Origin of the sequence: Mucilaginibacter terrigena, assembly GCF_004168255.1 — a bacterium.
Lineage (GTDB): Bacteria > Bacteroidota > Bacteroidia > Sphingobacteriales > Sphingobacteriaceae > Mucilaginibacter > Mucilaginibacter terrigena.
Genome location: NZ_SEWG01000004.1, coordinates 80,721 through 107,675, shown reverse-complemented (window position 1 = coordinate 107,675; position 26,955 = coordinate 80,721). Strand labels below are relative to the sequence as shown.

Annotated in this window: 15 protein-coding genes; 11 read left to right on the top strand and 4 right to left on the bottom strand. The window is 42.6% G+C overall.

What is annotated here, in order from left to right; all coding sequences use genetic code 11:
* Nucleotides 1-199: 199 nt before the first annotated feature.
* Nucleotides 200-1,954 carry a lysophospholipid acyltransferase family protein gene (locus EWM62_RS10595; RefSeq protein WP_129876643.1) on the bottom strand — a complete coding sequence of 585 codons (1,755 nt, stop codon included), beginning with the start codon at nucleotides 1,952-1,954 and terminating at the stop codon, nucleotides 200-202.
* A gap of 55 nt (nucleotides 1,955-2,009) precedes the next feature.
* Here EWM62_RS10595 and EWM62_RS10590 point away from each other — a divergent pair, with 55 nt between their 5' ends.
* From EWM62_RS10590 to EWM62_RS10555, 8 genes are all read left to right on the top strand, one after another.
* Entirely contained in the window at nucleotides 2,010-2,843 is an 834-nt protein-coding gene (locus tag EWM62_RS10590; RefSeq protein ID WP_129876642.1) for a ComEA family DNA-binding protein, read from the top strand.
* Entirely contained in the window at nucleotides 2,840-3,367 is a 528-nt protein-coding gene (locus EWM62_RS10585) for an adenine phosphoribosyltransferase (protein ID WP_129876641.1), read from the top strand. Before EWM62_RS10590 ends, EWM62_RS10585 begins: the two co-directional genes overlap by 4 nt.
* A gap of 250 nt (nucleotides 3,368-3,617) precedes the next feature.
* Complete coding sequence (locus tag EWM62_RS10580; protein ID WP_129876640.1) at nucleotides 3,618-6,077, top strand: glycoside hydrolase family 31 protein; 2,460 nt, start codon at nucleotides 3,618-3,620, stop codon at nucleotides 6,075-6,077.
* Between the two features lie 261 nt (nucleotides 6,078-6,338).
* Nucleotides 6,339-7,958: a DUF6377 domain-containing protein gene (locus tag EWM62_RS10575; protein ID WP_129876639.1), complete on the top strand. Its 1,620-nt coding sequence runs from the start codon at nucleotides 6,339-6,341 to the stop codon at nucleotides 7,956-7,958.
* A gap of 460 nt (nucleotides 7,959-8,418) precedes the next feature.
* Nucleotides 8,419-11,445 carry a SusC/RagA family TonB-linked outer membrane protein gene (locus tag EWM62_RS10570; protein WP_129876638.1) on the top strand — a complete coding sequence of 1,009 codons (3,027 nt, stop codon included), beginning with the start codon at nucleotides 8,419-8,421 and terminating at the stop codon, nucleotides 11,443-11,445.
* Between the two features lie 46 nt (nucleotides 11,446-11,491).
* The gene (locus EWM62_RS10565) at nucleotides 11,492-13,000 is read left to right on the top strand and encodes a RagB/SusD family nutrient uptake outer membrane protein (protein WP_203235029.1); all 1,509 of its coding nucleotides are present in this window, start codon (nucleotides 11,492-11,494) and stop codon (nucleotides 12,998-13,000) included.
* 96 nt (nucleotides 13,001-13,096) lie between these two features.
* Nucleotides 13,097-16,396: a VCBS repeat-containing protein gene (locus EWM62_RS10560; protein ID WP_129876636.1), complete on the top strand. Its 3,300-nt coding sequence runs from the start codon at nucleotides 13,097-13,099 to the stop codon at nucleotides 16,394-16,396.
* Between the two features lie 6 nt (nucleotides 16,397-16,402).
* Nucleotides 16,403-19,735, top strand: a complete 3,333-nt coding sequence (locus EWM62_RS10555) for a VCBS repeat-containing protein (protein WP_129876635.1) — start codon at nucleotides 16,403-16,405, stop codon at nucleotides 19,733-19,735.
* Nucleotides 19,736-19,742: 7 nt separating this feature from the next.
* Here EWM62_RS10555 and EWM62_RS10550 read toward each other — a convergent pair whose 3' ends face one another.
* Nucleotides 19,743-20,681 (bottom strand): hypothetical protein, encoded by a 939-nt coding sequence (locus EWM62_RS10550; RefSeq protein ID WP_129876634.1) that lies wholly within the window; start codon nucleotides 20,679-20,681, stop codon nucleotides 19,743-19,745.
* 205 nt (nucleotides 20,682-20,886) lie between these two features.
* Between EWM62_RS10550 and EWM62_RS10545 the strand changes: the two genes are divergently transcribed.
* Nucleotides 20,887-22,215, top strand: coding sequence for a vanadium-dependent haloperoxidase (locus tag EWM62_RS10545; RefSeq protein WP_129876633.1), 1,329 nt, complete (start codon nucleotides 20,887-20,889; stop codon nucleotides 22,213-22,215).
* Between the two features lie 10 nt (nucleotides 22,216-22,225).
* Nucleotides 22,226-24,265, top strand: coding sequence for a glycosyl hydrolase family 95 catalytic domain-containing protein (locus tag EWM62_RS10540; protein ID WP_129876632.1), 2,040 nt, complete (start codon nucleotides 22,226-22,228; stop codon nucleotides 24,263-24,265).
* A gap of 128 nt (nucleotides 24,266-24,393) precedes the next feature.
* On the opposite strand, the gene EWM62_RS10535 is transcribed toward EWM62_RS10540, so the two are convergent.
* Together EWM62_RS10535 and EWM62_RS10530 are read right to left on the bottom strand one after the other, a co-directional pair.
* Nucleotides 24,394-25,389: an endonuclease/exonuclease/phosphatase family protein gene (locus tag EWM62_RS10535; RefSeq protein ID WP_238989326.1), complete on the bottom strand. Its 996-nt coding sequence runs from the start codon at nucleotides 25,387-25,389 to the stop codon at nucleotides 24,394-24,396.
* Between the two features lie 221 nt (nucleotides 25,390-25,610).
* Nucleotides 25,611-26,270, bottom strand: a complete 660-nt coding sequence (locus tag EWM62_RS10530; protein ID WP_203235028.1) for a phosphatase PAP2-related protein — start codon at nucleotides 26,268-26,270, stop codon at nucleotides 25,611-25,613.
* Nucleotides 26,271-26,511: 241 nt separating this feature from the next.
* Here EWM62_RS10530 and EWM62_RS10525 point away from each other — a divergent pair, with 241 nt between their 5' ends.
* Entirely contained in the window at nucleotides 26,512-26,901 is a 390-nt protein-coding gene (locus EWM62_RS10525) for a cupredoxin domain-containing protein (RefSeq protein WP_129876629.1), read from the top strand.
* Nucleotides 26,902-26,955: the final 54 nt, after the last annotated feature.

The following is a 26,955-nucleotide window of genomic DNA, read 5'->3' as shown; positions in this document are numbered from 1 at the left end:
TCCGGTTCGTCAATTACTCCCGCATCTATAAACCGACGGACAAAAATTTCAACCTGTCATGCTAAACGCATGTGAAGCATCTAATCGCCGCTGTGCATGTCCGACAATTAAAGTTCGCAATAGATCCTTCGCTATCGCTCAGGATGAGAAGAGGGGTGAAATGCAAATCCTTTAATCACAAAAATCCGCTTAATCTCGGTTAAAGGTTCTTCCCCAACTTCTCCAAAATATCCTGCGGTACTTTTTGCAGGTCAAGCACCAGGAAACCATCCAGGCAATCGGCAAATTTTGGGTCGATGTTGAAGCTGATGATATGGGCGTTAAGGGCCAGGTATTGGCGAAGCAGCACAGGCACCTTCATGTTATGCGTTTCTATTTCCGATATCAGATTATCAAGGCCCTTAAAACTGTCTCCGGCCGACATTAGCAGGTCGGTATCGATATTCTCAAAATTTACCTTAAACTTTTTACGGGGCTTTACATACTGCGCCATCTCGTGGTCAAAATGGTTGCGATTAATGTAATCCACAATTAACGATTTGCTGAACTGCGAAAAGGAGTTACTGATGCTTACCGGTCCGATCAGGTAACGGTAGCGCGGGTTATCTATCACAAACTTTAAGATACCCTTCCACAGCAGGAACAGGGGCAGAGGCTTGGTTTGGTACTCCTTACGGATCCACGAACGGCCAAGCTCCAGGCTTTTCTTCAACACCGGCGTAAACTGCTCCTTAAGCTTAAAAAGCTCATTGATATAAAATCCTTTTTTGCCCACCCCATAAAAGATCTCGTCGCCCAGGCCAATACGGTAGGCACCCACAATCACTTTGGCCTCGGTATCCCATATAAACAGGTGATGATAATAAATATCGTATTCGTCAAGGTCGGTAGCCTTGTTGGTGCCCTCGCCAACGGCGCGGAAAGTAATTTCGCGTAAGCGGCCAATCTCGCGGATAATGCAGGGGATCTTAGAGGTTGGCGTAATAAACACCTCGTAGTTTTTCTCCGTCCAAATCTTGTAGTCCTCGCGAAGCGGCTCAACCTCTTTTTCCAGTTTTTCGGAAAACGTTTCGGGCACAATGGCCTCAGGCAATTTCTTTATTTTGAAAAGGTTACGGGGATTGAAAAGCTTTTTCTCTTCATCCAAACCCGCACCCAGGGCGTAGGTTTTGGCACGCAGAAAGTTGAGTATTTTAGCACTGTTGGTATTATCCGGTATATCCTCCACCTTAATGGGCTTGCCAATGCGTAGTTTGATGGTTTGGCCCTGCTTATTAAACAACTCTGATGGCAGTTTGGCCGTGCGAAGGGCAGGGTGTATAAGGCTAAGTAAATTAAACAATAGGCCGTTATTACCATGAAAGTATATAGGCACAACCGGCACTTTCGCTTTGGCGATGATCTTGCCCACTACCGGGTGCCATAGCCTGTCGGTAACCTCTTGTTTCTCTAATTTAAAGGTAGATACCTCGCCCGCAGGGAAAATGCCTATAGGCGTGCCGTTAATCAGTAATTCGAGGGTATTCTTCAGCCCGCTGATGCTGGAGGAATGCTCAACATTCTCGAACGGGTTTACCGCTATAAAATAATCGCTCAGGTTAGGGATCTTCTTCAGCAAGAAATTGGCCATCAGTTTGGCATCGGGCCTAACCATGGTTAATATTTTTAACAGCACCATACCCTCAATACCACCGTAGGGGTGGTTGGCAATAGCGATAAAGCTGCCGTTTTTGGGGATGTGCTTTAACTCATTCTCATCAAAATCAATTTCGATACCGCAGCCTTTCAAAATAGCCTCAACAAACTCGGGCCCTTGTTTGGGCTGGGCTTGTGCAAACAGATCGTTCACCTGGTTTATTTTCATCAGCTCCATCAGCAAAGCGGCCAATCCGGGCATTTTAAGCTTATCCAGTTTGGTGGCTTTGGCAAACTCTTCGGTGGTTATTATTTTCATGCTAAAAGCAATAAATTCTCAGAAATTATTAATTTAACGGTTCAATGGCCCGTTTATGAAAGCGCAGTTCAAAACTTACATATCCCTTACAAAAAAGGAATGGAACGGTATGGTTGTGCTGCTGGTATTGATAGCGCTGGTGCTTGCCGCGCCATACGCTTATCAATGGTTTAGCAAAGATAATACAATAAACGTTACTGAATTTAACAAGGCTGTTGCAGCGCTTAACAACGCTAATCAGCGGCCTTTAAACGGATTTAAAACGCCCAAAAACTCCCTGTATAAGTTTGATCCAAATATTGCTTCGGCAAATGACTGGCAAAGGCTTGGCATCACTGCAAAACAGACGGCCATCATCAAAAATTACACATCTAAAGGAGGTAGGTTTCGCAAGGCGGAGGATCTGCAAAAAATATATAACCTTACCAGAGAAGACTACAATAGGTTGGCGCCGTATGTAGCTATCCCTGCAGAAAAAGCCGTTGCCACGGCTGTTGTAGAACTGAACACCGCCGATTCCGCAAAGCTAACAGCCGTTAAGGGCATCGGTCCCGCATTTTCCAAACGTATTATTTACTATCGTGAAAGGTTGGGTGGTTTTGTAAATAAAGAACAACTGAAAGAGGTATTTGGCATGGACGACCTGAAGTATAAGGAAATAGCAGGCCAGGTTAAGGTGGATGCCGGCCACATCCGCAAGATCAACATCAACACTATTAGTTTTGATAAGCTGCGCCTGATGCCATACCTCAGCTATAAACAGGTAAATGCTGTTATAGAATACCGCAAACAGCACGGCGATTATAACACTATCCGCGATCTGGAGAACATTGCCATTATTGATGCAGGAATTTTACGTAAAATTGAACCTTATTTAATTTATAAATGATAGAGCAGCAAATCAAAACCGCTATCCGCGATATTCACGATTTCCCGAAGCCGGGTATCATCTTTAAGGATATCACCCCGATACTGAAAGACCCGGAGCTTTGCACAAAAATTAACGATGCGTTTTTAGAAAAACTGCAGGGCCTGCATATCGACGCTGTTGCAGGCGTAGAAAGCCGCGGGTTTTTGTTTGGGCTAACCCTGGCAAACAAGTTAGGCGTGCCGTTCATCCCGGTTCGTAAGGCGGGCAAGCTGCCCCATACGGTTAAACAAAAAGTTTACGATCTGGAATATGGTACGGCCACCATTGAAGTGCATACAGACGCTTTTAACCCCGGCGACCGCATCCTCATCCACGACGATCTGCTGGCAACCGGCGGTACGGTTATGGCAACAAGCCAGCTGATACAGGAAATGGGCGGAGAGGTGGTTGGTTTTAGTTTTATTGTTGGTTTAAGCTTTTTAAACGGCATAGAAAGGATCTCGCCAATTAGCGATAACATTATCATACTGGCCGATTATTGATTTTCATGTATTATATACATTAATATTCTGCCTTATATTTTTGGCGCATTTAGCTATCAAAAACCCTCTAATTTTAATGATTAGGGGGTTTTTAGGTTATAAAAAATCTGTGACGATTGATATTGGTATGCCATGCGGTAAATGTGTTATAATTTCAGCCATTAATCCGGAACGATAACCAATTACGCTCCCGGTGTTAAGCAGGCCTAAAGCTGCTTGATAGTATCATAGCTAAACCGTCAATAAAAAGATGAAAACCAATCGCTGCATTGCCCTTGCTGTAATATTTACGGCCTGTGCCCAACTCTTATCTGCCCAAAGCCCCATAAAACAGGTTGGCAAGGTAACCGCTGTTACAGTAAACAACCAGGATATTGATATCACCACCGAAAATGCTTTTGTAAAGCTTACGGTGTATAGCGCCAGCATTATCAGGGTGCGTATGGATAAGCAAAAGCTGGCTGCCGATTTTTCGTACGCTGTAATAAGCCAACCCGTTAAAACCAAAGTAAATATCACGCAAACCAACGACGAGATAAACCTTACTACCGATTCATTAAAGGTCAACATCCGTAAAAACCCTTACCAGGTTACTTTTAGCACACTGGCAGGCGAGGTTATCAACCAGGATGAGGCCGGCCTCACCACCTCGTGGGTAAACGAAACGGTTACCACCTACAAACACATGCAGGATAACGAGCACTTTATTGGCCTGGGCGAAAAAACCGGTCCGCTGGATAGGAAAGGAAATGCTTACACCCACTGGAACAGCGATACTTACGCCTATACCACCGGGCAGGATCCCATCTATTCCACCATCCCATTTTACATAGGCGTACACCACAATGTACAATACGGTATTTTCTTTGATAACACCTGGCAATCAGATTTTAACTTCGGCGCCAGTAACAACCGGTTCTCGTCATTCGGCGCTAAAGGCGGCGAAATGAACTACTATTTTGTTTACAACACGCATATCGCTGATATTATTAAATCCTACACCTCGCTAACCGGCCTGATGAAAATGCCGCCGCTTTGGAGCCTTGGCTACCAGCAAAACCGCTACAGCTACTACCCCGAAACAGAGGTAATGCGCATAGCCGAAACCCTGCGCGAGAAGAAGATCCCGGCGGATGGTATTACCCTTGATATCCATTATATGGATAAATACAAAGTATTTACCTGGGATAAAACCCGCTTTCCTGATCCGGCTGGCCTCACTAAAAAGCTGAATGGCATGGGCTTTAAAGTAACCCTTATAGTTGATCCCGGTATTAAAGAAGAAAAAGGCTACGGCGTATACGATAGGGGTATAAAAGAAGATATTTTTGCCAAATACCCTGATGGTACCAACTATACAGGCCAGGTATGGCCGGGCTGGTGTAACTTTCCCGATTTTACAAACCCCAAAGGCCGCGCATGGTGGGGCAGCGAACTTAAAAAGTATGCGGATGAAGGTGTAAGCGGCATTTGGAATGATATGAACGAGTTTAGCACCTGGGGCCAAAAAGCGCCTGATAATATCCTGTTTAATTACGAAGGTAAAATGGCATCGCACCCGCAAGTGCATAATGTTTACGGGTTAGAAATGATCCGCGCCAGCTACGAGGGCTTTAAAGCGGCCCGCGACAATAAGCGTCCGTTCATTTTAACCCGTTCGGGCTATGCAGGTTTGCAGCGCTACGCCGCCATTTGGACAGGTGATAACCGCGCTGAAAACGACCACATGCTGTTGGGTGTAAGGCTGATGAACAGCCTTGGCCTAAGCGGAGTACCTTTTTCGGGTATGGATGTGGGTGGTTTTACGGGTGGTGCATCGCCTTCGCTATACGCGCGCTGGATGCAGATAGGTGCGTTTAATCCTTATATGCGTAACCATTCGGGCATTAATTCAAAAGCATCAGAGCCCTGGGCTTATGGTGAGGAAGTTTTAGAGATAACCCGTAATTACATCAATTTGCGTTACCGTTTGCTGCCATATCTGTATTCCAGCTTTTACGATGCCACCCAAACCGGCAGCCCCATTATGCGCTCGCTGACAATTGACTACACACACGACGACAATGTTTACAACGGCCAGTACGAGAACCAGTATATGTTTGGCAAGGCGTTTTTGGTGTTCCCTTTTGATGGTGTAACCAACTACGGCAAGTTTTACTTCCCGGCAGGTAAATGGTATAATTTTTACACCGGCGAGGTGCAGCAAGGCAACCAAAAAACAGCGCAGGACCTGAGTATTGCCAAATTGCCTGTTTATGTTAAAGAGAGCAGCATAATCCCCATGCAATCGCAAATACAAACCACGGTTGAAAAACCAACCGATACGCTGTATGTGCATGTTTACAAAGGCGGCATTAACAACAAATTTGTTTACTACGAAGATGATGGCGAAAGTTTTGATTACGAAAAAGGAGATTTTTACAAACGCGCCATTACCTACGATGCTGCTAAGAAGGTTATCACTTTTGCTAAAGCAGAGGGTTCAGCAAAATCAAAGTTTAATAATATAAAACTTTTACTGCATGGCTTTGGCGATAATGTAGCTGTTAAATTTAACGGTAAACAAACCAAAGCCGATAACGGTTTTGAAGCCTTGATGGTACCGATATCAAGGTTCGACCCTACGGGGTTATCTAACCCGGTAGAAGGCGAAAAGGTAAAAAGCGTAACAGTTAAAAACAGCAGCGATGAGTTTGCCATCAGCTATTAGTTTTTAGGATATTTAATTTGTGCATACATAAGCCTGCATCTTATTTATAAGTTGCAGGCTTTTTTATTAGTGTTTTTATAAAAATGTGGGTTTTGTAACAAACTTGGCGGATAATTAGTAATATTACGTTCAGGTAGATTTACCGGTTGATCTATAACTAAGCCTATATATAATCAGAGTTGCCAGCAAACTAATTTGAGGCAGAATAATTTTGAGGTACAGTTTATAGCTATTAATTTAAATCTCTATTTGTAATTAAATATGCGGTTTCTTCTAAGGCTCCTGTTTACACTTTTTCTTGCTTATCCTGCCATAACTATTGGCGCCGGTACAGATACCATCCTTACAACATTAAAAACAGAGATAAGCCGCAAAAACATATACGATAATGCAAAGCAGTCACGTATCCACCACTTAAAAAAACTGCAACGCTCAACCTCCAAACTCGATTATTCAAAACAATACGACCTGTGCCTGAAACTATATGACGAGTATAAATCGTATCAGTACGATTCGGCTTACGTTTATGTAAATAAGCTTAAGGATATCAGCGTAGCCATGAATGATATGTCGAGGGCGTACTACAGCCAGATTAAACTGGGCTTTATACTGCTGTCGTCGGGCATGTTTAAAGAAACGTTTGACAGCATGCGCGCGGTTGACCCTAAAGTGCTTAACGATTCGATGAAAGTGGAGTACTACTTTATCATGTACCGCTGCAACACCGACCTGGCCAAATACAACAGCGACAAATACTTTACACCCGATTATATTAAAAAAGGATACGCTTATATAGATTCGGCCATAAACCTGAGTAAGCCGGGGTCTGTTAGCCGCATTTACTACACCGGTTTAAAGCATGTTGCCGAAAACGATAACATTAACGGATCGCAGGAACTTAATAAACTGATAGCGCCAAACGCGCCAATATCTATGCATTTGCGTGCCATGATAACGTGTTCTTTAGGGCAGATCTATATAAACAGCGACCGCAGGCAGGAAGGGGTAGAACTGCTTGCACAGTCGGCCATTGCGGATATTAAATCATCTACAAAAGAAACTGTAGCCCTTTTTACCCTTGCCGAGCAGCTTTATAAAGCGGGAAACATAAAAGATGCCTACAGTTTTATACAATTGGCCAAAGCCGACGCAGATTTTTATGGGGCCAGGCAGCGTAAGATTCAGATCGGGGCCATTTTGCCATTAGTAGCTGCCGAAGAACTAAACCACTCTGAAAAAGAAAAGCAAACGATATTGATGTATTTACTGGCCATAACAGCCCTTGCATCGTTAGTTATTTTGTTTTTGGTAATGATATACAAGCAATTGGGCAAGCTAAAACATAAAGAGCGTATAATTGAAGATCAAAATATAGAGTTAAAGGATATTAACTACAAACTTGTAGAAGATGCCCATATTAAAGAAGAATATATCGGGCAGTTTTTCAAGATCATATCAAGTTATATATTAAAGCTCGAGAAGCTAAAAATGTCTGTCGATACCAAGCTCTCGATAAAAAAGTACGATGATATAAGGCTCATTATCAATAATATAAATATTAAAAAGGAACGCGAGGTATTATATTACAGCTTTGACCATATCTTCCTCAAGATCTTCCCCAATTTTATATCGGTGTTTAACTCCCAGTTTGACGAGAAGGACCAGATATGGCCGCACGAGCATGAAGTGCTAAATACCGACCTGCGCATATTCGCCCTTATACGCATGGGTATAAATGATAACGAAACCATCGCCAAAATTTTAGAATACTCGGTAAATACCATATATGTTTACAAAATGCGTATCAAGGCAAAGTCTAAAAATCCCGAGCAGTTTGAACAGTGTATAATGGACATTAAGGCCGTTGATACCATTGAATAGCAGGCAGGCCTAAGTGTATCATTTTAGATACTTTAAAAACTATATAGCGTACTTTTTTAACAAATTTAGCCTTAAAAAAGGTTAAAAACAGTTATATTTTTTACCTGAATTTTTCATTTAAATAATTGAAAATTAGGCATTTATATTTTATAAAGTCTATATTTTTTTATAATTTAGCTAAAGTAGTAGGGAATGATGCGCAGGACATACATCTTTGTATAGAGATAAAAAGTTTTAGCAAGCTATTAGTTTAGTAAAACAGATATCAGATGCTTTACAAAGCATAATAATAAACCAATATATACCGTACCATTTTTTTTAAGTTTTTACCGGATTGAAATACTACCCGGAAACCATAAATCTGAATTGCTGATTTTTATATGCAATCTCATGTTTATGAATTTAAATATAAACCATGTACTAAATTTTATATAACCAATTATTAATTAAACCACAAACTATGCAATTTAAACACTTACTCACATTATGTTTTTTTGCTTTAACCTGTTTCTTTGTTCAGCCCGTTCTGGCGCAGAACTCAGCAATAACAGGTAAAGTAACGGATGCCAAGACTAAGGAGCCACTTATCGGTGTATCGGTAGGCGCAACTGGCGGTGTTGGTACACTAACCAGTGTAGATGGTACCTTCAGGCTATCGGTACCGGCAGGTACAACCGCTTTAAACTTCACCTATATTGGTTACAAAAGTTTATCAGTTCCAATTAATGGCCAAACATCATTATCCGTATCGCTTGAATCATCAAACACAGCTTTAAACGAAGTTGTTGTAATTGGTTACGGTAGCCAGCGTGTACGCGATGCTACGGGTTCGGTATCATCATTAAGCCCTAAAGATTTTAACAAGGGCGTTATTGCTACTCCCGAGCAATTGTTACAAGGCCGTATAGCTGGTGTTCAGGTTACTCCTGCAAGCGGCGAGCCGGGTGCGGGTGCTACTATTAACATACGTGGTGCAAGTTCAATACGTGCAGGTACAAGCCCATTATATGTAATTGATGGTGTACCATTGGATAACGGTGGCACTGCCGGTGGTTTCGATAGTGGTGCAGGTAGTTCTTCAGCCCGTAACCCACTTGCATTTTTAAACCCTGCGGATATCGAAAATATCTCGGTTTTGAAAGACGCATCTGCTTCTGCTATATATGGTTCACGTGGTGCTAACGGTGTAATTTTAATTACAACGCGTAAAGGCCGCCAGGGCCAGGGTATACAGTTTGGCGCAAGCACAAGTATATCCAATGCAGCTAAAACTTACGATTTACTTGACCGCGACGCGTTTTTAAAAGGCGTTGAAAGTGTTGGTTCAAACTCAGGCCCTTCTTCAAGCGGTGGTGTTGACTATGGCGCCAATACAGATTGGCAGAAAGAGATCCTTCGTACTGCTGTATCTCAAAACTACAACATTGCATTTGGTGGTGCTAATAATACCGGTAACTACCGTGCTTCGGCCGCTTATGATAACCAACAGGGTATCGTAAAAAATACAAACCTTAAACGCCTTACTGCACGCCTTAACGCGTCTCAGTCGTTTTTTGGCGAAAGGCTTAAATTTGAATTGCAATCGTTGTTTTCAAATGTAAAAGACAGGTTTGCCCCGGTTACTAATAACGCCGGCTTTAACGGTAGCTTAATTGGTGCTGCACTGCAAACAAACCCAACCATCCCTGTTTATGACGATCAGGGCAGGTACTTCTCTTTAAATGGTTATGAGAATGGTTTTCCTAAAAGTAATACATTCAGAAACCCGGTTTCGCTGTTAAATCAAATTGACGATACAGATAACATTAACCGTTTCTTAAATAACCTTACTTTAACCTTAAGGCTTTTTGAAGGAATTTCTTACAAAGGCAATATCAGCATTGACAGGTCTAACGGTGCAAGAAATACCTTTTACGATCCTAAGATCGTAGGTTTTACCGATAACGGTAATATCCGTGGCTTTTCTTATCCATCGGCAACCGGCAATGGCCGCGCCATTGTTCAAAATACAGAGCTTAACAATTTAACTACCGAGCATACTTTAAATTATGATAAGAAGTTTGCTAACAATAGCTCACTTACAGCTTTGGTAGGTTATTCTTATGCTAACTATAAGAACAACCCTCATAATAATGTGGCATGGGGCGCAAAAAATCAAACTGCGTTTATTAAAGATTATCAAAATACACCAAACAAGTTCCCAAGAACTTTTGGCGATAGCTCTACCTATTCGCTGCAATCGTATTTTGCACGTGTTAACTATTCTTACAAAGACAAGTACATCTTAACAGCAACAGTAAGGCGCGATGGTTCTTCCCGTTTTGGTACCGATAACCAATATGCTAACTTCCCGGCACTTGCCGCTAAATGGCGTATCTCGGGCGAAAGCTGGGCACCTAAAGGGGTATTTGATGACCTGAGCTTAAGGTTAAACTACGGTAAAACCGGTAACCAGGATTATCCTTCACTGGCTTCAAGAGCGATCAGGTCGTATGATTATTACGGTGGTACTTCTGCTGATAATGCTGCTAACCCAACCCTTAAATGGGAAACGCAGACAGCTTATGGCGCGGGTCTTGATTTCTCGGTGCTTCGTGGTCGCTTAACCGGTACTATCGATTACTTTAACAAATCTCAAAAAGACCTGTTGTTTTTACAGGACGTTGCACAACCTGCTGCCGTATCAAGGTTTTGGGTTAACTTACCGGGTAACGTAAGAAACACAGGTGTTGAACTTGGTTTAAACTTTACCGCTATCCAGGCTTCAGATGCTAAAGGTTTCAGCTGGGATATCAACTACAACATGACCCTTATCAAAAACAGGATCGAGAACTTTGGCAACCGTAACGTTATTACAGGTAACATCGATGGCCAGGGCTTATCAGGTGCTTATGCACAGTTCTTTGGTAATGGTTACCCGCTGTACGAATTTAACGTATCGCAATACAATGGTTTAGATGCTGATGGTTTTGGTATTTACCCGGATGGTATAGATGCGGCTACGCCACATGGCAGCCCGCTTCCTACATTTTTTGCCGGTTTAAATAACACATTTAACTACGGCAACTGGTCGCTTAGCTTCTTCCTGAATGCACAAACCGGGTTTTACATATATAACAACACGGCCAACGCATTCTTTTACAAAGGCAACCTTGTTAGCGGTCGTAACGTAACTAAAGCAGTAGCACAAACAAACGAGAACGCACTTAACTCAGGTGAGGTGTCAAGCCGTTTTGTTGAAAAAGGCGATTTCTTAAGGTTACAAAATGCTGCGCTTGGGTACACGTTCCCAATGGGCGGTGGCGCTATCAAATCGCTTAGGCTTTCATTAACAGGCCAAAACCTGTTCCTGATAACCGGCTACAGCGGCCTTGATCCGGAAATTAACACAAATAAAGAAAGAAATGGCGTACCATCAAGAGGTATTGATTATACATCTTATCCAAGTGCACGTACATTCACATTAGGTTTAAATGCAAGTTTCTAAAAACATAAGTATGAAAAAATTGACTTTCAGAGCAGCAATTTGTAGCATGGCCATATTAGTCGCATCGGGCTGTGCAAAATTGGACGAAAAAGTATTAGGTAACAGATTTGAGGATAAAGGCGGTGCGCTTAGCGAATCTGACCTTGCAGGTGTATATTCTCAATTAGGCGGGCAGGCAGATCAGGGTAACACCTATGCCCTGCAGGAGCATTCAACAGACGAAATGATGGGCCCAACCCGCGGGACCGACTGGGGTGACTTTGGTACATGGCGTAAATTACACACGCACACATGGACACCGTCGCACAACCAGGTAAACGATACCTGGGATCAGCTTAACATTGGGGTGTTTCGTGCAACCCAGGTTATTGACAGGGCTGCCTCAGATCAGATAAAAGCTGAAGCAAGCTTTCTGCGTGCTTACTTTATGTTCCAGGTAGTTGACCTTTACGGGCAGGCTCCGTTCCGCGACCCTAAAAGCGCTAACACTGATATACCTAAAGTATACAGCCGCCCCGAGGCAACAGATTTTATTATAAAAGATCTTGAATTTGCTGAAGCAAACCTTGGTGCAGCGCCAAACATTGGTGTAGCAAGTAAGGCAGCTGCGCAGGCATTATTAGCCAAAGTTTACCTTAACAGGGCTGTTTATACTTCAGAAACAGTTGGCGGGCCTACTTTTACTTTTGCACCGGCAGACATGAATAAAGTGATTGAGTATGCCAACAAGATCATCGCTTCCGGCACTTATTCTATAGAGCCTGCAGGTAAATATTTCCAAAACTTTGCATGGGATAACTCAGAGCAATCTCATGACAATATATTTGGTTTGTACAATACACCATCAAGGCAAATGGGTAATGCAAAAAACCGCTGGAAAATGGGCTTACACTACAACCAAACGCCTGATGGCTGGAATGGCTTCACCACTCTTGCGGAGTTTTACAACTCTTTCCAACCTACAGATGAGCGCCGTGGTGTTGCTTATCCGGGCTTAACAGATAAAGTTGGGTTACGGGCAGGCTTTGCAGTTGGGCAACAATATGGGCCTAATAACAAAGCATTAACCCAACGTAGCGGTAAACCACTTATTTTTACACCAGAGGTTAACCTAAACTACTCAACAGAAGCACAAGGTATAAGGGTGTTTAAATATTTCCCGCATCCAAATGCTGATGGATCTGTTACAGATAACAGCGAGGATAACGATTATGTATTTTTCCGTTTTGCCGATGTATTGTTAGAAAAAGCCGAAGCAATTATGCGTGGCGGTACCGACCCTAACGGCCAAACTGCTTTAGCTCTTGTGAACGCTATACGTACACCTCGTGGTGCAACACCATTATCAGCCGTATCAGAAGCTGATTTACTTGCAGAGCGTGGCCGCGAACTTTACTGGGAAGGCTGGAGAAGGAATGACCTTATCCGTTTCGGTAAATTTAACGATCCGGTAGATCAGCGCCCATTGGCAACTGATAAATCGCGCACATTGTACCCAATACCACAACGTGCTGTTGATACTAACCCTAATCTGAAACAAAACCCGGGTTATTAATAAACAATTGAAACCAGTTTCCAATTAATTATATTTGATTTGATTTTTTAAACGTAGCGAAGCAATTCGCTACGTTTGTTTTTTGTATATTTTGCAATGGTAAAAAAGATTAGCCTTTTCCCCCTCCTTATCATAATTATCGGCATATCGGCCTGCCATAATAACGATGTTAAGAACCCACTTTTTACGCTGCAAAATAACGATAAATTAGGCGTTAGCTTCATTAACCAGCTGGTTGATAAAAACCAAACCAACGTATTTACTTTTCGTAATTATTATAACGGGGGTGGTGTTGCCATTGGCGATGTAAATAACGATGGGCTAAATGATATTTACCTTACATCAAACCAGGGGGGTAATAAACTTTATATTAACAAGGGGAACTGGAAGTTTGACGATGTTACCGATAAGGCCGGAGTAAAAGGTACAAAGTACTGGAGCACAGGTGTAACTATGGTTGATATTAATGGCGATGGCTGGCTGGATATTTATGTTTGCCACAGCGGTAACGTAATTGATAAAAAAGGTAACGAGCTTTTTATTAATCAGCACGATGGCACTTTTAAAGAAGAGGCCGAAAAGTACGGGCTTACCGATAACGGCCTGTCAACGCAAGCCATATTTTTTGATATGGATAACGATGGCGACCTGGATTGCTTTGTTTTAAATAACTCCTTCAGGCCTATTGGGTCGTTTGATTTTAGCCAGAATTTGCGTGCAGTAGTTGATAAACTGGGCGGAGCACATTTGTACCGTAACGATGGTGGGCACTTCACAAACATTACCCAGCAGGCAGGTATATTTTCAAGCGATATAGGTTTTGGGTTAGGCGTATCTGTTGCCGATGTTAACCAGGACGGCTACCCTGATATTTACGTTTCGAACGATTTTTTTGAACGCGATTACCTCTACATCAATCAGCATAACGGAACTTTTAAGGAAGATATACAAGCCGAAGCAGGGCACCTGAGCCTGGCCTCGATGGGGTCGGATATTGCTGATATTAACAACGATGGCAATCTTGATATTTTTACCACTGAAATGCTGCCCGAAGGTGATAAAAGGCTGAAACAGATAACCTCGTTCGAATCTTTTGATGTTATTAAACTAAAGCAGCACGATGGTTATTACAACCAGTTTATGCAAAACTGCCTGCAATTAAATAACGGCGATGGTACATTCTCTGAAATTGCATTTAATGCCGGCGTAAGCGCTACCGACTGGAGCTGGGGGGCATTGTTTTTTGATATGGATAATGATGGCTGGAAAGATATTTTTGTATCAAACGGCATATATAAAGACCTTACCGACCAGGATTACATTGAGTTTTTAGGTAACCGCGAAAGCATGGATAAAATTGCCGAAAAACAAAAATTTGATTATAAAAATTTTGCCGATAAAATGGTATCAACGCCGGTTAGCAGCTATGCATACCTAAATAACCGCGATTTAACCTTCACCAATAAAGCGCACGAGTTTGGTTTAGACCAATTATCGTTTAGTAACGGCGCCGCATATGGCGACTTAGATAACGACGGCGATAATGACCTGATTGTAAACAATGTAAACTCGCCACTTTTTATCTATAAAAGTAACGCCGAAAAGCTGCACAACAATTACATCCAGCTAAAACTACAGGGCGAAGGGCTCAATCGTTTTGGGATAGGTGCTACTATAAAAGTTTTTTCAAAAAATTCTTCTCTCATATATTACCAGCAGCCAACGCGCGGCTTTGAAAGCAGTACATCGCCAAACCTTGTTACTATTGGTGTTGGTAAAATTACACAGGCCGATTCGGTGCAAATTATATGGCCGGGCGGCAAATACCAGGCTGCCAAAAATATAGCGGTAAATAAATTGTATACTTTTAAAATGGCCGATGCAAAGCTGCAATACAATTTTACAAAACAACCTGTAAAAACGCTTTTTGTAGAAGCCGAAAAAACACTGTTCGACTCGGTACCCAAACACACCGAAGATGGCTTTATAGATTTTGATAACGAGCGCCTGATGCTGCAAATGCTATCAACAGAAAACCCTTACATGGCCAAAGGTGATATAAATAAAGATGGGCTTACTGATTTTTACTTCGGCAGTTCAAAGGATAATCCGGCAGCTATATACGTGCAGCAAAAAAACGGTCGTTTTAAGCAATACATCCCCGATGATCTGCAAAAGCAAACCTACCTGGAAAACGCGGGCGCAGCCTTTGGCGATTTTGATGGTGATGGAGATGAGGACCTGATCATTGGAGTGGGCGGTAATGCCGAAGAGGCCGGTACAAATATTTACTACCCACGGTTTTACGAAAACGATGGTAAGGGCAACTTGCACCGGAATGCTCAAAAAGCTATACCTGTGGCAATAAATGCCTCGGTAGTTACAGCCTGCGATTATGATAAGGATGGCCACCCCGATCTGTTTATTGGTGGCCGTAGCGTGCCAGGCACTTATGCAGTATCGCCAAACTCATACGTTATGCATAACGATGGCAAAGGAAACTTTACTGATGTAACCAAACAGGTATTAGGTGCCAATGTTAAACCGGGAATGGTAACAGCCGCCCAATGGGCCGATATCGACGGTAACGGCTACCCGGACCTGGTAATAGCAGGCAACTGGATGGGGATAAAAATTTACCGCAATAATAATGGCAAATTTACTTTAGATAAGCAGCTGGACAGCTACAAAGGCTGGTGGAGCAGCCTGGAAATTGCCGATATAAACGGCGACGGAAAATTAGATATCCTTGCAGGTAACCTGGGCTTAAATTCAAAATTCAGGGCAACACAGGCCGAACCCATGAAGATATACATAAAGGATTTTGACGGCAACGGTACCAAGGAGTGCATAACATCCATATATCGCCAGCATGTCCCATACGTGTTTCACATGAAACCAGATCTAACCGGACAGATCCCGGTACTAAAAAAGAAATACCTAAAGTATGCCGATTATGCAGGCAAGCCTTTTAACGAAATTTTTACCGACGAGATGTTAGCCGGAGCCGAAGAGCACGAAATTAACTATTTAGCTTCGGCAGTATTTATCAATGGCAGCGGCAATAAATTTATATGTAAACCATTACCATACCATGCACAGTTATCAAATGTAAGCACCATTTTGTGCGATGATATTGATAACAGCGGCGCGCCAAGTATTATACTGGGGGGTAATTTCTATGGTTTTAAACCCGAAGTTGGCCGCCTTGATGCAAGTTATGGTCAAATTTATAAGTACACTAAAAACGGATTTGCTTATATTCCACCCGCAAAAAGTGGTATTAAACTTAACGGACAAGTACGTTCATCATTGACGATAAAGAACAGTCGCGGAGATAAATACTATGTATTTGGAATAAATGATGATAAGCTTAAAGCTTACAAACTACGTTAAGCAGATATGCTAAAGGCTAACTTACACAAACAAATCGTAATATTTTGCTGCTTCGCATTCATAGGTGCTGTAATATTGGGTTCGTGCAAATCAAAAAAACGCGGCGACGGTATCTTTAAACTGCTTACTGCCGAACAAACCCATGTTGATTTTAACAACAAGAATACGGTTACCGATTCGATTAACATTTTAGATTACCTTTATTTCTACAATGGTGCCGGGGTAGCTTCTGCCGACTTTAATAACGATGGGCTTGAGGACCTGTACTTTGTGTCGAACCAGGGGCCTAACAAGCTTTATATTAATAAGGGCGATCTTAAATTTGAGGATATTACTGCTAAAGCTGGTGTTGCCGGTACCGGTAGCTGGAAAACCGGCGTAACCGTTGTGGACATCAATGGTGATGGGTTAAAGGATATATACGTTTGCGTGGTAGCCAACTTTAAAGGTTTTAAGGGGCATAATCAGCTATACATTAATAACGGAGATCTTACTTTTACAGAAAGCGCCGCAAAATATGGCCTCGATTTTTCGGGCTTTTCAACCCAGGCCTCTTTTACGGATTACGATAAAGACGGCGATCTGGATATGTTTCTGCTAACATCATCTGTTCACAGTAACGAGACCTACGGCGACTCGACCCTGCGTTTTAAAACCAGCCACGATGCCGGCGACCATATGTTTAGGAACGATAATAACAAGTTTACAGATGTTACCGCAAACTCGGGTATATACTCGGCACCAATAGGCTACGGCCTGGGTGTTAGCGTTGGCGACCTTAACAACGATGGCTGGGACGATATATATGTAAGCAATGATTTTTTTGAACAGGATTACTATTACATCAACCAAAAAAACGGAACGTTTAAAGAAGAATTAAAAACCGCTTTTGGCCATACCAGCTTATTTTCGATGGGTAACACCATAAGCGATGTTAATAAAGACGGCCACCTGGATGTAATTAGTACAGATATGTTGCCCGAAGATATGAAAGCCCTCAAGTCGACTATAAATGATGGGCCACTTGATATTTATAACCAGGAGGTTGATGCGGGTTATCATTACCAGTATTCAAAAAATTGCCTGCAGCTAAATGTAGGCAACGGCAAAAAGTTTATTGATCTGAGTTTGTACTCAGGTGTATCTGCTACCGACTGGACCTGGTCGCCGCTGGTGCAGGACTTTGATATGGATGGCCGTAAGGATATGTTTTTTTCAAACGGGATAAAAAAGCGTTTGAATGATATGGATTATCTTAAATACCTGGGCGATCCTAACGTAATAAAAGATTTTAAAACCAGCCGTTTCTTTGATAAGGAAAAGATCAACCTGATGCCCGATGGCGATGTGCACAACTATCTTTACCAGGGCGAGGACAAGCTGAAGTTTAATGATGTATCTGCCGGGAACGATATGAAGGATCCTTCCATCTCTGCAGGGTCTGTAGCGGTTGACCTGGATAACGATGGCGACCTTGAACTGGTAACCAACAATATGGATGCACCGGCTTTTATTTATCAGAATATGACGGTGGAAAACAGCAAGGAAACCAAACCATCGTACCTGAAGCTAAGCGTTAAATACACCCAGGCTAACCCCGATGGTATTGGGGCCAAATTGTTCCTGCGGTCGGAAAAACAGGTGGATCACCAGGAAATACAAACCAGCACAGCTTACGCAAGCACACAGGGCAACAACCTTTTGTTTACATTTTTACCAGGCGATAAACCGGAAGAGTTAATGGTGATATGGCCGGATAATTCCTATCAGTTAATAAAGGATTTTACGCTGGATAAAAAAACGGTCATTACTTACGCTAAGAGCAAAACCAAAACTGTAACCGATGTTGCCACATTGGTTAATAACTATATACAAGGTAAAAAGGAGTTTACCTATGTAGATGTAAAAGCAAAACTTTTAGCAGATATAAAGCCGTTTGAAACACCCGATTTTAATTATTACAACCTTTTACCGCACACTTATTTGCCACACACGCCGGCTATAGCCGTTGCCGATGCGAATAATGATGGAATTGAAGATATTTATATAGGCGGTGTAGCAGGCGAGGAAAAGTATATTTTAGCCGGAACAGCGGATGGTAATTTTAAAAAGATAACTGTAGATGCCTTTACTAAGTTTAAAGACCACGCTGATACCCAAGCGCAATGGGCCGATGTAAATAACGACGGTTTGCCCGATCTGATTGTTTTAAGCGCCAACTTCCCCTTTATTGAGCTGGATAAAACCATACAGCCGCGGCTTTACATTAATAAAGGTAATTACCAATTTGAGTACAAGGCCTTACCACAAATAAACGTTCTGGTGTCACACATACTGGTGTATGATTTTGATGGCGATGGGAAAAAGGATTTATTTTTTAGCAACAGCGTGCCTTTTCAGAATTATACAATGGCCGCCGCATCGGTAGTGTTGTTAAATAGCGGTACCGCAGGATTTAGAATAGCCCCAGGAAAGCAATTTGCCAATTTAACGGGGATACGTTTTATTACAAATATATCAACAGCAGATGTTGACCATAACGGCGTGGATGACATCATAATTAGTTCGGAATGGCAGCCGGTACAAATATTTTTGAACAAGAATAAGAAACTGGTCAGGTTTTCTTCGCCCTTGCTGGATGAACAAATAGGCTGGTGGCAGTCGGCAATAATTACCGATATGGATGGAGATGGCAAAGCCGACCTTGTAGCAGGTAACTGGGGTATCAATAATAAGTATAACGTAAATAGCGACCAACCACTTTATGGGTATAATAATGATATTGATAAAGACGGTAAGAACGATTTGATCTTATCCTATTTTTATAAAGGAGAGTATTATCCTTTCCGCCCCAAAAACGACCTGGAGCAGGAACTCCCTTACCTGAAGAAGGAGTTTCTGAGCTATCAGAAAATGGCAGATAAAACCACCGCAGAAATATTTAAAGATAACCTTACAGATAGCGGCCGGTTACAGGCCAATCAATTCAGCAGCGTTTTTATCAGTGATGTTTTAAACGCTAAAAAAATTACCGAATTACCTTACTTATACCAGCAAGCGCCTGTTCGGTCTATCACACCGCTTAACAATAAGCAGGGCGATGTTTTGTTAAATGGCAACTATTGGGGCGTGGTACCTTACGAGGGTAAATACGACGCTTTAGGTTTAGTAACAGCACATTATGACAGGCGTACAAAGCAGTTTTCGATGCCCGAATACTGGGTGAATGGCATGCTTAATTCGCAGGAAATAACCCATCTGTACCCGTATAAAACAATCGCGGGCAATAGCTACATAATTACCACTTATCAGGGTAAATTAATGTTGCTGACAAAGTAATTATTGGTTAATAAATTGGCCAGTAAATTTTTGTTACCCACTTAGCAGTATCTTTTTGGGCCAGCCTGTTGGTTATTAATAGTTCAAAAGGCATTGCAGGCGACATCAGCCCATGATCTTTTTGATAGTGCTTAACTTGTGAAAAGGCGTTGGTTATAGTGTTTTTACCACCGGTAACCTGGGCTTCTAATACGTTGGCGCCTTTAACCAATTTATTTATAACCGTATTGGGTCCGGGCGTTATCAATTTATTAACAGGCAGAGCTATCATTACCAGGTAACCGTTTTTTTCGTCGACGTGCACATTCATCATGGGCGAATCTAAAGCAAGCGCACCCTGCATTGATATTTGTTTTTTAAGCTCATTAACCAATTTGTATACAACAATCGGAGAAGGATAATCGGCAGTATGCGTAGTTGATGCCAGTACAATGGGATTTTTGATCTTACTCAACCTTATGCTCATGCCGTAAACATTTTTTTCGGTTTGCATGAAGCTTTTAAAATGCGTTAAGATCACCTCAATGTTTTTTGAAAGATGGGTGATCTTCACATACTGGGCTATCCGTTCAAAAGGGTTAAGGCTGCTTTGCATCTCGCCAAGCCAGGTAACTTCACACATGCCTTCGCCTGTTGCAGCATAAATTACCTGGCTGGTAAGTTTTATATCATCATGTTCAATAATCAGGTTTATATAGCTGTTAGTGCTTTCCTGTAACTTATACTTAGCGCCCTGGTATACAAATAAGTTGCTATCTGCTGTGTTGTGCTGCCCCAGCCACCATTTAGCCCAGGGTTTTTTATTCACCAAAAATTTTGATACGTTTCTGTCGGTAGCATCTATCTCAATAACATGGGAAATTTTTATTTTTTGGGGGATAACAAAATAAATACTTATAAAGGCTAAAAGCAGGATGCCCACTACGATCAGTACTGGTTTTTTCATATAAATACACAAACTTTAAACTGCAATACAAGCTTTAATAGTTAGCTTTTTTGCGCTGTAAAAGTAATTATTTAAGTGGGTTAATATCAAACAATATATGTACTTACCAATTGCCAAAAAAAAGTTATATTAGCCTCTAATCAAAGAAAATCCAATATAATTTTGATGGCCGATACCGTCATTCTTTCTTAAACCAACAATTATTATGAACCGTTTCCTGTTTTTGATTGCAGGTGTAATTTTAATATTTGCATCCTGTAAGAAAGCCGATTACCAGAAAGTTACCCACGACCCCGAACTTTACCGCGTTACCGTAAAAAAACTGAATGATATAGTACTCGAAAATAACTTCCCGCCGGTTATTGCATCGCGTAACTATGTATATGCCAATATAGCAGCTTACGAGGTTATTGCCGCCGGCGATCCGCAGCATTATCGCTCGTTAGCAAGGCAAATAAAGCATTTACCGCCCGCGCCGCAGCCCGAAAAAGGCAAACAGATCGATTTTCAGTTTGCATCCCTGTTATCATTTTGTTTTGTAGGCAATGCTGTTACTTTTCCCGAAGGCAGCATGTCGTTATATGTAGACGAGCTAAAGCAAAAAGTAAAGGATGCGGGCATGCCGTCAGATGTATTTGAAAACTCTGTAGCTTATTCAGATAGTGTGGCCAAACATATCATGAAATGGAGCAAAAAGGACAATTACGCGCAAACCCGGTCGGCAAGTAAATACACCGTTACCCGTCAGGATGGGCGCTGGATACCCACACCACCCATGTACGCCCAGGCGCTTGAACCGCACTGGGGCGAAATACGCACCATGGTTTTAGATTCTGCATCGCAAATACCTGCACCCGAGCCACCGCCCTATAACATGACCGACAAGAACAGCCCGTTTTACAAAGCCGTTATGGAAGTAAAAACTTTGTGCGATAGCCTCACGGTTGACCAAAAGCACATGGCCGATTTTTGGGATGATAATGCATTTAAGATGAACGTTGTAGGCCATGCCATGTATGCCACCAAAAAGTTTGGACCCGCAGGCCACTGGATGAACATTGCGGGCATAGGTTCAAAACTAAAAAATGCCGATTTCGGGACAACTGTTGCAGCTTACACGCAATCGTCAATAGCGCTGTTCGATGCATTTATTAACTGTTGGTATGTGAAATTCAAAGCCAACAGCGTTCGGCCGGAGACGGTTATAACCAAACTTATAGATCCCGATTGGAGACCGCGCATCCAAACCCCGCCATTCCCCGAGTACATCAGCGGGCATGCCGTAATTTCGGCAGCCGCTGCAGAAGTGCTTACCCATGCCTTTGGCGATAGCCTGGCCTATACCGATGCGTCGGAATCCGAATTTGGCATACCTACACGCAGTTTCACATCATTCAGGGCTGCGGCACAGGAAGCTTCTATGTCGCGTGTTTATGGCGGTATCCATTATAAACATGCCTGTGTTATTGGTAACATATCGGGCCGTAAAATAGGCGACATGGTAGTTGAAAAACTGAAATTAAAGATCAAGTAACGGCGTTTTTATGAAAAAAATAACTTGCCTTTTTATAGCGGTAAATTTATTTACCGCCCTTAATTTATCGGCACAAAATGTTAGCCCCTGGGTAATTAAAGCCGATAAAATAGACCCGAACAATTACTACGGAATAACCGTAGCCAACGGGATGATAGGCATCGTATCATCGCCCGAGCCTTTTAAGGTAAAAAATGTAGTGCTTGCCGGCGCTTATGACCTGTATGGCCGTGGCCGCGTAAGCAATTTCTTAAACAGTTTTAACCTGCTGAATATGTACCTGGAGGTTGACGGAAAACGCCTCGACGCCAAAATGGTAAGCAATATGAAGCAGGAACTGGATATGCAGCACGCCGCCATGACCACCACTTTTGATTATGGCGACAAGGCAAGCATCAAATACACTTACTACTCGTTAAGGCAGCTGCCTTTTACCGTGCTGATGGATGTTGCTATTACCGCTAAAAAAGCCATTAGCATAACCGCCGCCAGCGTTATGGAAGCGCCCGATGCATTAAAGGAAGTACAGAACTATTACAATGAGATTGACCGCCCGCATGTAACCATCAGCTTGTTAACCTCAACGGCTAAAAGCCCTACGGGTAAGCTGCAGTTGTGCGCTTCAACGTCGTTTTTGTTTAACGAGGAGCATGGCAAAGAACCGCGCGTTATCCACGAAATGTGGGACAATAACATGCACCTGATGAAATTTAGCCATGCCATTGCAGCGGGGCAAACCTATAAGTATGGGGTAACCGGCTCGTCAATAACCTCGGCCCACCACGCCGACCCGTTGAACGAAGCCGAGCGGCTTACCATCTTCGCCAAACTGGAAGGCCGCGACAGGCTCATCCAATTTCACAACAAGGCCTGGGACGAGCTTTGGAAAAGCGACATACAGATAGAAGGGGATGCGCAGGCACAGCAGGATGTGCACAGCATGCTGTATCACCTATATTCGTTCTCTCGCGCGGGTACTGCCTTATCGCCATCGCCAATGGGTTTATCAGGCCTTGGGTATAATGGCCACGTATTTTGGGATACCGACCTGTGGATGTTCCCGGCTATGCTGGTAATGCACCCCGAAATAGCCAGGTCTATGGTCGAATATCGTTTTGAACGATTAGAGAACGCACGAAAAAATGCCTTTTCGCATGGTTATAAAGGGGCGATGTACCCTTGGGAAAGCGCTGATAGCGGGGTAGAGGAAACCCCTGTTTGGGCATTAAGCGGCCCGTTTGAGCATCACATTAGCGCCGATGTTGCTAACGCTGCCTGGGCTTACTACTGTGTTACGCAGGATAAGCAATGGCTGCGCGATAAAGGCTGGCCGATACTTTCGGCTACTGCCGATTTCTGGGCAAGCAGGGTAGAGCGCAACGGCCCCGGTCATTATGATATTAAGAACGTAGTTGCTGCCGATGAGTGGGCCGAGAATATCGATAACAACGCCTTTACCAACGCGGCTGCGCAGGCCAACCTGATGAACGCCACGGCTGCTGCCAAAATTTTAGGTATGCAGGCCGATACTGATTGGGTAAACGTTGCCAATAACATCCCCATTTTAAAAATGGCCAATGGTGTAACACAGGAGCATGCCCAATACAAAGGCGAAGGTATCAAGCAAGCCGATGTAAACCTGCTTGCCTATCCGCTAAAAACCATAACCGACCCGTCGCAGATCAAAAAAGACCTGGAATATTACGAAACCCGTGTGCCAAACGAAGGCACCCCGGCCATGACGCAAGGCGTTTTCGCCTTGCTTTACGCTCGCCTTGGCGATGGGCAAAAGGCTTATAAATGGTTTAAGGAAGCATACGAGCCAAACCTTAACCCACCATTCCGGGTGATTGCAGAGACCAAGGGCGGCACTAACCCGTATTTTGCAACCGGCGCGGGCGGTATTATTCAAGCTATGCTGATGGGTTTTGGCGGGTTGGATATTACGCCAACAGGAATTATCCAGGTAAAAAGCAAGCTGCCAACTAACTGGAAATCGTTAAAAATCACCGGAGCAGGCATCAACAAGGCAACCTACACAGTTAAGTAAATTTATCCCCCAAATAAAAGAGTCGCAATAATTCGCGGCTCTTTTATTTGGGGGATAAATCCTCCTAACGCAAATAATATCAATTTCCTTACCGACGGAAAAGTAGCAGTTGTTAATTGATTTAAAAATCAGATCTTTTCTTTCTTTTCCTCTGCTTCTTCTTTGTCAGATGAATCGGCCTGCAAAGGTTGTTGCTCATGGTATGCACCTTCATCTAACTGAACATTCAGAAAAATTGGGAAATGGTCTGACCCGCAATTGTTAAGGCGTTTGATTTTTATCAACTTAAAATGCCTGGATACGAAAGCATGATCTAAGGGGAAGCGTATAAAAAAGTAATGGGCATGAAAAGAATTAAAAAATCCGCGGCCCCTGCGCGGGTCCAGTAATGCGCTCATTTTTAAAAATAATTCAGTAGTGTGGCTCCAGGCCACGTCGTTAAGGTCACCAGCCACTATAACCGGCAACTCGCTTCCTTTAGCCAGGTCGGCAATTAATAATAGCTCCTTATCCCGTTCGGTCGATCTTACGTTTTCGGTAGGTACAGGCGGGGTTGGGTGTACTGCATATAATTGCACTAACTGCCCGCCCTTCAATTTTATTTTAGTGTGAATAGATGGTATATCATTCTCTACAAGATACTTTACAGACGTATCTGATAATTCGAGTTTTGAGTATAACAGCAATCCGTAGGTATTTTCTAACGGCACCCGTTTAAAATGGGGATGAGTGCTTTCCAGGCTGCGTGTTTGAATGTCCCATCGCCCATTGGTTTCCAGTAATAAAATTACATCAGGGTCGGCTTTGGCAATTTCTTTTAGGCAGGCCCCTGAATTGGTATTATCCTGAAACACATTGGCTATCATTACGCTTACACTAACCTGCCGGTTATGTGGGCCCGCCTTTAATACCTGCTTTTTTGCCAGCCTGGTAAACGGAAAAATAAGCGACAGTAAATATGCTGTATTAAGCCCTAAAAGTGCAAGAAAAATGTACTTTGTTTGGGCCAGGCCTGTATAAAGCAGTAATATCAATACAAATGCCAGGCAGTTTAAAAACAATTTCTGCAACCGCGGATAATCAAATATCCTGAAGATCCAGTATTCATGCCTAATCAGCGGCATCAGCGAAAAACAAAACAGTAAGGAAGAAAAAGCAATTAAGGCAAAGTTCATTTAAAGTAAGTGTGAGGCGGTATGAATAACCCCGTAAATACGAAGCGTAGTTTAAGAATATAAAATATTACCGGGGACAAATGCCCGTTTCCCTGGCTTTTCCCTCGTAATAATACTTAAATTTAAGCTTTAATGCAGCAAAATCAAAGCTTTTTAAGTTAGGACTAAATTTAGTTCTCGTGATTTTTTAACGTATCCAGTTTAAGGAAACGGCGCGTTAAAACAAATATCATGTACACAAGTACCGGGGCGGCTACCACATCGATGGTGTAATGAATATGCTGTACCAATAAAAGCACCATTACCGCCACTATGGCTATAAAACCCAGTATTTTATCGTTGCGTTTTTCGAGACATAAAAATATCAGTACCAGGGTAGATGTATGGCCCGAGAAGAATAGGTCGCGGGTAATTACTACGTTGCCGTAAAATACACCGGTTAGGGGGTCAACAAGGTGTATCAGGCCGTTTGGCGGATCGAGGGCTACCAGGTAAATGCTTATCATCCGGGCGATATTGATGAAAATTAGCGTCCAAACGTAATTTATATATATCACCGGGTTATATAACGCCCTGATAAATATCAACAGGGCCATCCCCCATATGATAGTAAATATAGGCACCGATACGTCATAAGCAGGCAGGTGTGCCAATACCCAATCGTTCAGTACAATGCCTTTGCGTTTTTGTATAAAGCTAAAGAAAATGGGCAGGGAAGACAGTATGATGGCTACAATAAACGAGCCTATTAATAATTTATCACGTTTTTTGGGCGATTGCAGGGCAGCAGTCCAGGCTTGTTTTATAGAAGGGGTACCTAATTCCGTCACTATACAAATTAATTATGGAGCGCAAATTTACTAAAACCCTTAATATTAAACAGGAGTTAGCCGAATATTACATTTTTGTTAGAATTAAGGTGAAAGTCGCATTAAAAGCAATGCACTATTCTTTAAATCATTTCCCTATCAATCAATAGCTTAACTCACTGCTGTTGCAAACCTTTGGTGGTAAAGCAACCATCACACAAATGCGCCCGTAATCTTAATAAACACTTAAAACAATTTATTTATGAAAAAGTACATTTTAGGGATATCGTTGATGATAGCCGTTATTATTATTGCGGTTGCAGCCTGTTCAAAATCCGATAGCAACAATACTCCTCCCGAAACACCACCTACAATACCCCCGGTAACTAACCCCACATCAGCTGCCAATGTAAGCATAAAAGATTTCGCCTTTGGCTCGGCTTCGGTAACTATTAAAAAGGGCCAGGCCGTAACCTGGACAAATCAAGACAGCGCACCACATACTGTAACAGATAATAACGGAGCTTTTGACAGTGGTACAATAGCCGTTAATGCCAAATATACGCACACGTTTCCGGCTACAGGCACCTTTACTTACCACTGCACTTTTCACTCCATGATGGCAAACGCTACGGTGATAGTTACCGACTGATATTTATTTACTGATCTTTAATAAACAGGGGGCTTCCATAACCGGGGCCTCCTG